Origin of the sequence: Halolactibacillus miurensis, assembly GCF_900116255.1 — a bacterium.
Classification (GTDB): Bacteria; Bacillota; Bacilli; order Bacillales; family Amphibacillaceae; genus Halolactibacillus; species Halolactibacillus miurensis.
Window position 1 is genome coordinate 64,716 of the sequence record NZ_FPAI01000006.1, and the last position, 13,866, is coordinate 78,581.

The window sequence follows — 13,866 nt, forward strand, 5'->3', positions numbered from 1 at the left end:
ACACACACTCATACAAGTTCAAGGATACATTAAATAAATCCCTTTATGCAACTATTAGTTCAGATTAATTGTTTAAGAGTAAATAAATAGATAAGGTCTGGTTCTCTGGATAGGTTACTTCTACTAGTAGTGCCCGTTTAAAACCTGATAACGTCGCATCCCCTTTTAAAATCGTCGGATGAGTAATGTCCGTTGTAAGTCCCTGTTCTGATAAATAGGTGGATAGACTACCTGCGATCATATTGCCTAATTCCCCCGCAAATGAATCTAGCATCTCCCCTTCAACAGGCATACCAAACATTTTCTCACCAATACTACTAAAAAAAGTATCTGTTGATTGTAAAACTAGTTCACCTTTAACGTTACCAGTGTAGCCAATCATAACACCAAATTGGACTTTAAGTGGTGGTTCCATAATTTTCGGTGCACCAACAACCGGGTCAATGGGGATAATCTTCTTAACCGATACAATCGATCCGTTATACACGTCTTTTATAATTTCATTCATACTTTTTTCTCCTGCTGTCACAATACTTCCTCCCCAAAATCTCTAATCCTATACAAACTTCTACTGTTATTTTCGGCCCAATGACCTAAAGAATGAAGTGATTCTCTTAAAAAGTTCTGGTTTTTCTTAAACCATGACTTTTGACTTATGAATTTTCATTACATCCTAATTACCAACAACCTAACAAGATTGATATAAAAAGCACAACTTGGAACAGAGGCTGCTCTCTTGTTGTGCTTTTCGTCTGTCGTTTAACATGCTTTTATCTCTATACTATAAAATCAAAGCACCAATTAATCCAAAGATAATCAGTGGAATGTTGTAGTGTATAAACGTTGGTACACATGTATCCCAAATGTGATCGTGCTTACCATCTGCGTTAAGACCCGATGTTGGCCCTAACGTTGTATCACTGACAGGCGATCCAGCATCTCCTAAGGCACCGGCTGTTCCGATTAAGACGGCAATCGCCATCGGTGACAGACCCATCTGTAAACCAAACGGCACATAAAGTACAGCTAAAATAGGAATGGTCGCAAATGATGAACCGATACCGATGGTGATCACGAGGCCCACAAGGAGTAAAATAAGTATAAGGAAGACTTTAGATAAACTAAAGAACTGTTCGGTTTGCGTGATGAGCGCATCCACCGCCCCTACTTCTTTTAAAAGGTGACTAAAGCCACCGGCAACAATCATCACAAAACCAATCGTCGCCATCATTTTGATCCCCTCCGTCATGACACCATCAAGTTCACGGTATGGAACAACACCGAAGACAAACATCGCTAGAATTCCGACAAGCGCACCAATAATAAGTTCGCCAGAAAAAATTTGAATCACAAGCGCTAATAGAATGCTAATCAAAGTGAATGTATGCTTGATGGTAAAGCGACTGCCCTGTTCCTTTGGAGAATAAAAAGCTGGTTCATAGCCTTTGACATCCAATTCACGTGGTTTTCTATACGTAATAAAGATTGACACAATAAGGCCAACAATCATCCCTAAACCAGGCACAAGCATTGCCAGTGATACGTCACCAAGCTCTATTGTCTGACCGCTAAGCTTCATATTTTCTTGAATAATCTGTTGGAAAATCAGACCGTATCCGACCGGAATCATAATATATGGCGCTTCTAATCCAAACGTCAATGCACTGGCAACTGCTCGGCGGTCAATTTTCATTCGATCAAATAAAGATAATAAGGGTGGAATAAGTAATGGAATAAAGGCAATATGAATCGGTACCACATTTTGTGATAAGGATGAGATAAAGGCAATGGATAGTAATAAAACCCCACGTTTGTTTGATAAATGACGCGTAAGGATATTAACTAAACTCATTGTAATCCCACTATAGTTAATAGCGACGGCGAATGCTCCTAATAAAATATAACTTAAAGCTGTTTTTGCTTGATCTCCGCCCATACCTTCGATAAATAAGTTCAACGTGTCTACAAATGATAAACCAGACACTAACCCCGCTATAATACCTGAGAGTATTAAGGCAAGTAATACATGAATACGGAACAAGCTAAAAACGACTAAACTTAATACAGCAATTAAAACAACCCATTCTAACATAGTTTCTTCCCCTCACTTCTTCTTTTTCTTTAATACTTTACCATAGTAAAGTATTAAAGTGTTTGATGCAAGAGAAATTTAATATTTTTCGATGAATCAAGTGAAAAATGATATGGATGTTTTAACATACGCGACTTAGATTTACGTACGTTATAAGTATTACACGGTATTTATTGTACAGGAATTGACTGACGAACCTTTTCTTCTTTTTCTTTACTTTTTAAACTAAGGTCATAATCTATGTTCGTCAGTTCCTGTTCACTATCGATAATTAGAGCTTATATGTTAAGATTTCTTCTAGATTTTCAGTACAGTTAGCAATCAAACAATTATAATTACCTATCCTAATATTTAAACCTTTCACAGATCAAAAGTGAACAGCTGAGGTACGACATCTAAAAAGTACTTTAACATTGTGTTGATGAGTTAGTTTTTAGAAAAATAGACAAATACAAACAAGCTGTTCGCCATAGCCAGAGCTATAACAAACAGCTTGTAAAAAAGTGTTCATATAAAAGATGTTTTACTTTGTTCTGTTACTCGACACTTTGTTTAATTTCTTCAATCATCTGTGTCACAGAGGTAATACCACCACTAGATAGATACCAGTAGTCTGGTGTTAAGTAAGTAATATTGTCTTCTGTTGCGGCTGTTGTACCATTCACTAAATCGTTATCTAGCGTTGTTTCAGCCGTATAGTCACCACCAGTCACGGCATTACGGTCTAGTACATAAAGAAGATCTGGATTCTTTTCTGCGATGTATTCAAAACTAATGTTTTGTCCGTGAGTCGCCGATTCGATTGTCTCATCAACCGGTGTGATACCTAATACATCGTGAATCAAACCGAAACGCGAACCTGAACCATAAGCGTTGACAGAGCCATCACTTGTTAAGATAATTAAACCTGATTTATCCTCAGGTGCCATGTCTTTCACATTTGCTGCTTCAGCTTTAATGTTTTCTACCGCTTCAGCGGCTTCTGTTTGTTTAGAGAAAATATCACCCATTAATGTGACGTTTTTTTCAAATGAGCCGAGGAAATCAGCATTATCGATACCAACATAAATCGTTGGTGCAAGTTCAGATAGATCATCGTACGCTTCTTGAGTACGACCTGAGATGATAATGAGATCAGGATTTAAATTAGCCAGTGCTTCAAAGTCTGGTTCAAACAGTGTACCAGCATTGACATAATCATCTGAAGCAAATTGTTCTAAGTATCCAGGAACATTTCCTAAAGGCAAGGCATGAACGTCAACGCCTAAGTTATTTAATGTATCAAGTGTACCAAAATCAAATACAGCAATTGTTTCTGGATTAACGGGTACCGTCGTCTCACCTAATTCATGTTCAACGGTTATTTCAGTAGGTGCGTCAGTATCCTCATTTGTTTCTTCCGTTTGTTGTTCATCGTTCTCTGAATCAGCAGTAGTCGATTCATCTGTTGAATCTTCTTGACAAGCAACAAGTACAAGACTTGCGATTAAAGCAAACATTACTAACATGAGTTTCTTCATAATAATATCTATCCCTTCTTTTTTTGTTGTTTTTAGTTGATTTTTCCTTACCACTTATTTCTGGGCCCAGCAATAAGAAGAAAATCAGAGTCAAAACCATTAAGAAAAATATAAACAAATGCGACATTGATCAATATCTTGAATCTTGATATCCATGTCATACACTTCTTTTAATACACCATTACGAATAATTTCATCTGTCGGTCCTTTTTTAATGACTTTTCCGTCACGCAAGGCAACGATATAGTCAGAATAAACCGAAGCAAAGTTCACATCGTGTAACACAATCACAATTGTTTTCCCTAATTCATCAGCCAAACGTCTCAGTACTTTCATTATTTGGACTGAATGCTTCATATCTAAGTTATTGAGTGGTTCATCAAGTAAAATATACTCAGTATCTTGGGCAATGACCATCGCAATATACGCCCGTTGTTTTTGACCACCACTGAGTTGATCTAAAAACTTGTTTTCCATCGTTTCAAGTTCCATATAGTGAATGGCACTATCAATCATCTTCTCATCGATATCAGTCAGTCGTCCTTGTGAATAAGGGAAACGACCGAAACTGACGAGTTGCCTGACGGTGAGTCTGACATTAATATCATTCGCTTGTTTTAAAATGGAGAGTTTTTTCGCGAGTGCCTTATTATTTGTCGCCGATACTTCTTCCCCGTCAATGAGAACTTCACCCTCATCTTTGGCAATCAGACGACTCACAATCGATAGTAAGGTACTCTTACCAGCACCATTGGGACCGATAAACGAGGTGATTTTCCCTTTAGGAATTGTCATAGACACATGGTCTACAACAGCCGTATCGCCATATAGTTTTGTTACATCTTTAATTTTCACCATGTTCTATTCTCCTTTAAGATAAGATATAAGAAATATACGCCACCGACTAAGTTAATGACGACACTTAGTGTTGTTGAAAAATTAAATACGCGGTCAATAATGAACTGGCCACCAACAAGCGCAATGATGCTGACAAAAACAGTGGCTAGAATCAACACGCTATGTTTATATGTCTTAAACATTTCATAGGTAACATTGACGACAAGAATCCCGAGAAACATAATCGGTCCGACTAAAGCCGTCGCAACGGCCATAAGAATAGCCACAATCACCATGAGTTGTTGTACCACACGGTTATAATCAACACCTAGATTTACCGCATGACTTTTACCGAGTGATAACACATCTAAGTATTTCGTAAACCTTAATAAATAGAGTAAGGTGACGACAATGATACCAATGGACATATATAGAAGATCGGTTTGGACGTTATTGAAACTCGCAAACATCCGGTTTTGAACAATCAAAAACTCATTGGGATCAATCAAGACTTGCATAAAGGTAGATAAACTTTGAAAGAAGGTCCCAAAAATGAGTCCAATTAATAATAGGAAATAAATATTATTCCCGCGTTTAAATAACAATTTAAATAATATAAGGGCAAACACAATCATAAGGCCAATGGAAAGAAAGAAATTAACGGTTTGATTGGTTGCTGATAGGCTCGTTGAGCCGTAAAAGAAAATAATAAAAGTTTGAATTAACTGGTATAGGGCATCTAACCCAATTAAACTTGGGGTTAAAATCCGATTATTGGTAATTGTTTGAAAAATAATGGTTGCAATCGCAATAACGGCCCCAGTAACGGCAATAGCGATAATACGGGTAAATCGACGTTCTAAAATGTATTGCCAATTACCTGTTAAGCCGACAAATAGAAATAAACTAATCGCTACGACACTACCAATGGCTAAAAGCATGAGTTTTGTTTTATGACTCATATGCTGACCTCCTCATGACGAGATAGAGGAAGATAAAACTTCCAACGACGCCAACAATGACACCAATCGCCACTTCATAAGGGAAAATAATTACCCGACCGATAATATCACTGGCGAGAAGAAAAACAGCACCTAAGAGCGCCGTGAACGGTAAGCTATTCTTTAAATGATCCCCGCGGTACATTGAGACGATATTCGGAATAATTAAACCGAGAAATGGAATCGTGCCGGCCGTTAAAATAACAACGGAAGTAATCAGAGCCACAATAATCAATCCAGTATTAACGACAAGATTATAATTAAGCCCTAAGTTTTTAGCAAAGTCTTCTCCCATTCCGGCAATCGTGAAACGATGGGCAAAAATATAACTGACAATCACAAGTGGCACACTAATATAAAGTAATTCATAACGCCCTTCTAAAATAAGCGCGAAATTCCCTTGGAGCCAGCTGGACATGTTTTGAATAAGATCATTTTGATAAGCGATAAATGTCGTGATAGACCCAACAATATTACCAAACATGAGTCCAACAAGTGGAATGAAAATCGGATCTTTAAACTTGACTTTATCTAAGATTTTCATAAAAATCAGTGTACCAGAAATCGAAAAAAGAAAGGCAACAAGCATACGCTCTAATGGCGTCGCTTGATGAAAGAACATCATGGCAACTAGTATACCTAATCGCGCAGAATCCATTGTTCCAGCCGTTGTCGGTGAAACGAACTTATTCCGACTCAGTTGTTGCATAATGAGACCAGAGACACTTAATCCGACACCTGCAAGTATAATACTTATAAGCCTTGGAATCCGGCTGACTAAAATAATTTGTTGTTGTTGACTCGTTAATTGAAAGATATCTGTAAATGATAACGGTACAACACCGATAAAGATCGATAGGATAGACAAAATGATTAATACGGGGATAAGTACTTTAAATTTCACAGTCATAAAACCCTTTTCTCTGTATTCGATAATGAGAGTCATTATCAATTAGTTGTTTTCATTTTATCATTTATTGATCAAGTGTCAATAGTTAAACTAAAAATATCTGAAAGTTTAAAAAAACGATAGGGAAGATCCTCCTCTCAGAGCATCTTCCCTATCGCATATACTTTGCCTTCATTAATAGTTATATATTATGAAGACGGATCGATTGTCTATCTATAATTCAATGAGTACATCTTTATTAAAAAAATAAAGATGACGTTTGTGTACCTTTATTAATAGTATTGCCTCTATGGCTTCCGTATATAAGTCTAATTGAACGCGATAACGTTCCGCTAACGTTTGTCTTACTTTGTTAGTCACGTTTCCGGTAATGGTATCCGTTTTATAGTCAAAGATTTCCCATCCATCAGTGGTTTTGTATAACACGTCAATCACACCTTGAATAAAGACATCTTCCTGAGTGCCTTGCCAAGATGGATCGACTTTACTGATATCAACCATATAACTAAACGGCGTTTCTCTTTCTAACACTTCTGCCTCCTTCATGCGACTCACAACGGGTTGGTCTAGAAAGCGAAGTATATCTCCCACATCAATGGCGTCAACTTGTTCGTGTGTCAAAATTTCTTTTGCTTCTAGTTCAGCTAAATACTCAACTAAACTTATTTGATCCCACTGTCGTTCAAAGTTTATATGCTGCATAACGGTGTGCATCGCCGTACCCGTCTCTGCTTTAGTAAGTGTTTTTTCTTTCTGCATAAAGAGGGGACGCTCTTTTTTAAACGGACGTAATTGTCTAACGAATTGATCACTCGCGTAAGGATCTTTTTCTGTTTGACGGCGTTTAATTTCTGTCACACTTTGTTTTGCTTGTTGAGTCGTTGCCATGTGATGAGGGTAGTGATAAGTCAATCTTTCACTAACTAAGTCATCTAACTCTTTAGTCGTTGTATCAACTGGTGTCTGTGACGTTAAGTGTTCAAAAAGATCAATGGCCTGCCTATTCTTTTGGCGTTCTTCTATTCGATAATCGCCACTATTTTTTTGACGCACAATAAATTGTGATGTGTCACCTTTTAAAGAATATTGAACAGGCGTATCCCCTCTTAATACCTCACCACTTTCATGACGCACTAAACTCATCGCAACCCAGTCTAAGTAAGACTGACTTTCTAGCCTTAAGGCAGCCGGTAACACATCTTGGTCATGGGTAATGACCTCTTGATACTTTTTCACTTTCTTACTAAAGTCACGGACGGCCCCAATCATCACAAGCTTTTCTTTTGCCCGGGTTAAGGCCACATATAAAACGCGCATTTCCTCAGCCCATTGTTCTTTTTTCATTTGTTCCCGGATCGCCCGGTACATCAATGTTGGGTACATTAACCGTTTATTAGGATCAATGTATTTACTGCTAAAACCAAAATCTTTATGCAGTAAGTATTTCGCATTTAAGTCTTGTTTATTAAATTGTTTATCCATCGCGCCTAAGATGACCATGGGAAATTCTAACCCTTTACTCTTATGAATGGTCATTAACCGAACAACGTCTTCTTTTTCACCAAGAGCACGGGCAGCTCCTAAGTCTTCCCCACGTTCTTCCATACGTTCAATCATTCGGAGGAAACGGTATAATCCACGGAAAGATGTCTCTTCATAACCCCTTGCCCGGTCATAGAGCGCCCGCAGGTTCGCTTGGCGTTGTCGTCCACCTGGCATACCACTAACAAAATCATAATAACCCGTATCACGGAAGATATACCAAATCAAAGCCGACAGGTCAAGCGTACGATTTTGTATTCGCCAATCAGTGAATTGCTCTAAAAAGCGCTGTAATTTGGCTGTTAAGTCATTGCTGTGCTCGAGCGTATAATGCTTGGTCGCCTCATAAAAGCTTACCTTTTGGTTCGTCAAGCGAATTTGAGTGAGTTCTTCTTCGTTAAGGCCAACGATTGGTGATTTTAATACACTGGCAAACGGAATATCTTGTTTTGCGTTATCGATGATTTTCAACACATTCAGCATGACTTGAATTTCAATGGCTTCTAAGTAACCTGTATCAAGTTCGGCATAAACAGGGATCCCTTGGTTTTTAAGTTCTTCCATAATAACCGGTGCATCGGTTAATGAACGCAGTAAAATAACAATATCTCGGTAATGACAAGGACGTGACTCTAGTGTATCTTTATCAAATACAAGTGTTGCTTCTTTTTTTCCATGACCAATCCATTGTTTGATTTTGTCAGCATAGGCACGCGCTTCGAGTTCCGCTTTTTGCAGGTCATCTTGATCGTCATCTGTCCCTGTTTGCGCGGCACGGTCGATAATGATGAGTTCTGCTTCTGGATCCGATTTTACTTGCAAGTCATAGTTGACATTGCCATAAATCAGTTGTGAATCATCATCATAATCCATTTCTCCAACGGTTTCATCTAATAGCTGACGAAAAATGAAGTTAGTCGCATCAAGGACTTGTTTACGACTACGGAAGTTTTTAGCTAAATCAATCCGGTGTCCAGAAGTTTCTGTTGCTTTAAATGTTTTAAACTTGTTTAAAAACAAACTTGGTTCCGCGTGGCGGAAACGATAGATCGACTGTTTCACGTCCCCTACCATAAATAAGTTACCAGGATTCTCTTTCGTAATCGCTCGTAAAATAGTCTCTTGGACCATATTCGTATCTTGGTATTCATCAATGAGCACTTCCGTGAACTTTTGTTCAAGCTGACGAGCAACGTCTGTTTTTTCTACACCCGCAGGTATTTTTTCAATTAAGATAGCTAAGGCGAAATGTTCTAAGTCGTTAAAATCAACGAGGCCTCGTTCTTTCTTTTTCTCTTGATAGCCGGATTGAAAGGCTTTAACAAGTTCCACTATTGTTTTCGCTGTTTGTGTCATTGATTGAATATCTTGTTCTTGATCGGCTAATGTTCGAGTGAAATAGTCATTCTTTAAATCAGTCAGTAATTTTTTCAAGCGATCACGGTGCTCTTTAAATTGTGCTTTTAAGTCTGGGTCACACTCAACCTTTTTCCTTGAGAGAGCTTTAAACTTCACCTCTAGTATCTCTTCCGCTAAAGCTTCCCAGCCTCTATTATTTGCTTCAATTAATTTATTGACGAAGGCTATGTCACTGTCATAAGCTTCCCCGTAATGATAAGGGCCATCTGGTAAGAGCGTAATGGCGTGACACTTCTCTGCTTCTTTTTTTGCTTGTTCAAGCGTATCCGTCACTTTATCTACGATAATTCCAAACCATGGACTGTTTGTTATACCCTCATTGAGCTCATAATTTGAAGCAATTTCATCAAGCCATTCTGTTGGCCATGGATTTTTCATCGCAAAGTCATTCAGCTTTAAAATGATAGATTCAACGTCTTGGTCGTGACGGTCACTACTGAAACGGTCGACAACATCAAAGAAGGCCACTTGCTCATCATTTTCTTCACTATACCAATACTCAAATAAATCTTCTAACACTTCTTGGCGTAATAAATCGGCTTCTAAATCATTCGCAATTCGAAAACCTGGATCTATATCTAATTTATAACTGTAACGTTTAACTAAATCTAAACAAAACGAGTGCAACGTTGAAATCGATGCTTGCTGTAAGAGCGTTGCTTGCTTTTTCAAGTGATCTGAAGTTGGATTTTCTTCAAGTGCCACGTCAAGTGCCAGTTGCACCCGAGTCCGCATTTCCTGAGCTGCGGCATTCGTGAATGTTGCGACCATCAATTCATCAATATTAACAGGCGATTCTGTATCTATGACTTTTTGAATAATGCGCTCAACTAAAACGGCTGTTTTACCAGAACCCGCCGCAGCCGCAATTAAAATATCTTGTCCCTTTGTGTAGATGGCTTCTCTTTGTTGATCTGTCCATTGTGGCATTAGCGGTTCCCCCGTTCTCTTAAACTTTGAAATAGTGTGTCTTCATCAACATCAGGTAATGTCCGGTAATGATGTTCATCCAATGATGGATCAAACTGACAGACTGATTTAAACGGACAATACGTACAAGCCGTTTGATTTTGTTTTTGGTACGGATTTAATGACACATCACCCGAAGAAATGCTCAAGCCAGCATCGGTAATTTTTTCTCTCACATATTTTTGAAGCTGATCAAAATCTTCAAGACTGCGTGTTTTTGACCGACTGCCTAGTGTGCCATCTTTTTTAATCTCAAATGGCGCAACAGGACTACTACCAGATTCAATTGCTGTATCCATTAATGGCACAATATTTAAATCATCGACGAGTAACCCTTGCATTTTATACAGTTTAAATAATTCTTGTTCTAACTTATCTGATGGAACAATATCGGGTTGACTAAGCAGCTGATCATGAACATGGAAATATAATACCCCGGCTGGTGTTGCTTTTAACCCAAGCCAGTGCTCTGAATTTTGTAAGAGAACATCTAAATAAGCAAGCATCTGTAGGGATAACCCGTAATAGACGTCGACTAAATCTAAACTCTTCTTACTTGATTTATAATCAATAATGCGTAAATAAAGCTGATCATTGACTTTCGCTTGATCGACTCGGTCGATTCTTCCTCTCAAGATAAGTTCATACCCATTCGAAAGTGTCGTTCGCACGGGTGCTAACGGACTATCAGGTAAACCAAAGCCAACTTCTAAACCGATTGGACTAAAGCGGGTACGACGTGCTTGTTCACTCAAAATAAATGTCGCTCGACCAATGACGGTTTCTAATTTTCGTTTCATGTATTGATATCGGTTCGAACTGTGCAGAATTTGATGCTGCAACACCGGTGATAATCGTTCCATCACCCGTTTGGCGTAATCACTTGCTTCCTGTTCATTTAAATCCTCAAATTGTCTTTCTTCAACCTGGACCCATTCCGTAATTTGTTTTAGCGCTTCATGGAACAGCTGTCCAATATCGGGGGCATCTAATTTATATGTTTTTCTTTCCTCAAGATTAAGACTATATTGAGCGAAGTGTTTGTAGGAACATTGATAATATTGTTCCATCCGGGAAACACTTGTTTTAATTTTCTTTTGATAAATCTGATCTACCGTTGATTGTTTCAAGTCTGTCGGAAGGTTTTTATAATATAAACTATTTTTCATCGCGTTCAGCACATCGTATTTCTCAGTTTTCACAAACCAATTAAATACACTCCACCACACGTCATCGATTGGATAAGAACGATTATATTTAGCGAGTTGAGCAGTCAGGGCTTGACGTGCTTTTGTTTCTGTCGAAACAAATCTGAGTGGGTCAATCATTTCTTGTGGGTCTTGTAAAATCATTTGTTCTGGTGTTTCAGGGAAGATTTGATACATCCGCTTAATTAAGCTTGCCGGCATCTTCGCTTTTCCTTCGGTATCACTTAACGTATAACTAAGCCATAGCTTCTCTTTAGCTGACGTGACGGCTAAATAAATATAAAACCAATCATCAATTAATTGCTGTGTTTCACTATCGGCTAATTTAAACCCATGCTCTTCGAGCATGTGTCTTTCCTCTTCTGTTAAAACAGTATCCTGATTTGGTCGTTTAGGCCACGCACCTTCATTGACACCAATTAAAAAGCTAACAGCAACATCCGGCATCCGAGAATGATCAATGGAACCAACAATCACATGGTCTAGTGTCGGTGGGACATGTTGAAACGTCAGACTATCAAGTCCTGTTTCGATGATTTCTTTCAACATATCTGTCTTCATTGTTTCATTACCAATGATGTCAACAACTTCATCAAATAAACGCATGACTTCTTGCCAGACTTGCTCTTGGTCACGTGCTTTTTTAACTTTACCTTGTTGTTCCAGTGTTTCTTGCCACTGCTCAAGCGTGACATCAACGCCGATGGTTTCAAGAAATTCATACAGCGCCACTACCTTCTCTCTAACGGGTGATTTTTGTCTCAACTTTTCATCAATTGGGTGTAGATAGCGAACGATATGGTCACGATAGCGATTAATACTTTCTTCTATCTCAATTTCTTCATCCGTTTTGACTCTCTTATCAAAGCCTCTAAACCGTTGATAATAAAAAGCTTCTTCACTTAACCAGCGTTTACGTCCTTTGATGCCATATTCTAGAATATAATTTTCTAACGTATCAATCGCATCGTCATCAAACTGAACGGTCTCATCTCCTACCGGGAAAAAGCCTGTTTTAAGCAGTCTAAAAACACTGTCGTAACGCCATTCTGTTTGTACAACATCAAACAGTGAGCGAATCAGTTCCATGAGCGGGTGATTGATCATGGGTTCTTTCTCGTCAATAAATACAGGAATCCCGTAATCATCAAAAATAGTGCGAATTAAATCGTGATATAACCCTTCATCTCTTACCATTAAAGCGATATCCCGATAGCGATAGCTGTCTTCTCGAATGAGCGCTAAGATTTCTTGGGCAACCCCTTCTATTTCCGCACGTGGATGCACGCCATAAGCAACTTTTAAATCAGACGGTCCCTGAAACGGCGGAATTGGACGTGTATCAAAAGCGCTATCTAAGTGCTTAATAAATGACGCAACCTCTTTTGTATCTCGCAGATGGGTAACTGTTACTTGTTGTCCTGCCTCTTTAGCAAGTGCCATGACTTCGTCAAAGGTCTCCTTCGTTTGCGTAAAGATATCGAATGGTTCTATTTGATCCGTTTTCGTCTCTGGTAACGTCAACGTGAGCGTGATATTCTTAGTGTGCTGCATTAATTTAGACAAAACAGCTTGTTCGAGCGGGGTAAAGCGATGAAAGCCATCAATATAAATCGTCGCATCTTTTAAATACATTGATTCCAACACTTTTTCCTCTAACAAACGCAGACGGTCTTCTCCATCAATAAAACGCTTAGCAAGAGCTTCAGTTAAATGACTATATATGTAATGAAGATCAGTTAATTTATCGTGCAACCCCCCCTGAGATTGTGCTTGGTTATGAGCTTGATATAAATCTTCAGGCGTAATTTTATACCGCTTAAATTCTGTGATTAACACTTCTAGTTGTTCGATAAAACCTTTCTTTTCAACTGACTGTTGAAACATATGCCAATCTGTTTTTCGTTCTTCGATGATTTTTCGAAGCATCATTTGAATACCCGTTGAGGTAATCATTGGTTTCGTTGCACCACCAGTCTCCTCCATCACCCTAAAAGCAAGGCGTGAGAAACTAAGGACCTGTGCTCTAATACTACCCTTAATCTCTTCTTCTAATAAGGCATATTCTTGTTGGAACGTCATCTGTTCTGGTACGATAAATATAATCGGTTTACCGTAAGGTTCCTGTTTTAACATTGTTTTAATTTCTTCTCTTACAACATCACTCTTTGACATTGTATTTGAACCTAATATAAATCGAACGGTCATATCATCACCTCATCATTTATTACGAGCGTTTGTTCTTATTTTAACACAAGTCATCCAGATATCGACATATCAACAGAAGGAAATTAACATATTTAACTATTCGTTTTTCTAATTTACTAATTAGTTTTTTAAAATTCTCTTAAAAAATGACGACTAAAAA

8 protein-coding genes are annotated in these 13,866 nt (G+C 38.3%); all 8 read right to left on the minus strand.

The features are described from left to right. Window positions 1-64: 64 nt before the first annotated feature. Window positions 65-529 (minus strand): chemotaxis protein CheX, encoded by a 465-nt coding sequence (locus tag BM390_RS05675; RefSeq protein WP_089853281.1) that lies wholly within the window; start codon window positions 527-529, stop codon window positions 65-67. A gap of 252 nt (window positions 530-781) precedes the next feature. Beyond that, entirely contained in the window at window positions 782-2,092 is a 1,311-nt protein-coding gene (locus tag BM390_RS05680; protein ID WP_062321872.1) for a Na+/H+ antiporter family protein, read from the minus strand. 536 nt (window positions 2,093-2,628) lie between these two features. Then, on the minus strand, window positions 2,629-3,612 hold the full coding sequence (locus BM390_RS05685; protein WP_062321870.1) for a siderophore ABC transporter substrate-binding protein: 984 nt from the start codon (window positions 3,610-3,612) through the stop codon (window positions 2,629-2,631). 99 nt (window positions 3,613-3,711) lie between these two features. Beyond that, window positions 3,712-4,470 (minus strand): iron ABC transporter ATP-binding protein, encoded by a 759-nt coding sequence (locus BM390_RS05690; RefSeq protein ID WP_062321867.1) that lies wholly within the window; start codon window positions 4,468-4,470, stop codon window positions 3,712-3,714. Further along, window positions 4,464-5,411: an iron chelate uptake ABC transporter family permease subunit gene (locus BM390_RS05695; protein ID WP_062321865.1), complete on the minus strand. Its 948-nt coding sequence runs from the start codon at window positions 5,409-5,411 to the stop codon at window positions 4,464-4,466. The genes BM390_RS05690 and BM390_RS05695 overlap by 7 nt, the downstream gene beginning before the upstream one ends. Then, window positions 5,401-6,354 carry an ABC transporter permease gene (locus BM390_RS05700; RefSeq protein WP_089853353.1) on the minus strand — a complete coding sequence of 318 codons (954 nt, stop codon included), beginning with the start codon at window positions 6,352-6,354 and terminating at the stop codon, window positions 5,401-5,403. Before BM390_RS05700 ends, BM390_RS05695 begins: the two co-directional genes overlap by 11 nt. Window positions 6,355-6,573: 219 nt before the next feature. Next, on the minus strand, window positions 6,574-10,251 hold the full coding sequence (gene addA, locus BM390_RS05705; RefSeq protein WP_089853285.1) for a helicase-exonuclease AddAB subunit AddA: 3,678 nt from the start codon (window positions 10,249-10,251) through the stop codon (window positions 6,574-6,576). Further along, window positions 10,251-13,706, minus strand: a complete 3,456-nt coding sequence (gene addB / locus BM390_RS05710; protein WP_062321863.1) for a helicase-exonuclease AddAB subunit AddB — start codon at window positions 13,704-13,706, stop codon at window positions 10,251-10,253. The genes addA and addB overlap by 1 nt, the downstream gene beginning before the upstream one ends. Window positions 13,707-13,866 lie beyond the last annotated feature (160 nt).

Excerpts from the sequence above, each read along its gene's own strand:
- BM390_RS05680 (WP_062321872.1), bottom strand. The coding sequence starts at position 2,092 with ATGTTAGAATGGGTTGTTTTAATTGCTGTATTAAGTTTAGTCGTTTTT.
- BM390_RS05685 (WP_062321870.1), bottom strand. The coding sequence starts at position 3,612 with ATGAAGAAACTCATGTTAGTAATGTTTGCTTTAATCGCAAGTCTTGTA.
- BM390_RS05690 (WP_062321867.1), bottom strand. The coding sequence starts at position 4,470 with ATGGTGAAAATTAAAGATGTAACAAAACTATATGGCGATACGGCTGTT.
- BM390_RS05695 (WP_062321865.1), bottom strand. The coding sequence starts at position 5,411 with ATGAGTCATAAAACAAAACTCATGCTTTTAGCCATTGGTAGTGTCGTA.
- addA (WP_089853285.1), bottom strand. The coding sequence starts at position 10,251 with ATGCCACAATGGACAGATCAACAAAGAGAAGCCATCTACACAAAGGGA.
- addB (WP_062321863.1), bottom strand. The coding sequence starts at position 13,706 with ATGACCGTTCGATTTATATTAGGTTCAAATACAATGTCAAAGAGTGAT.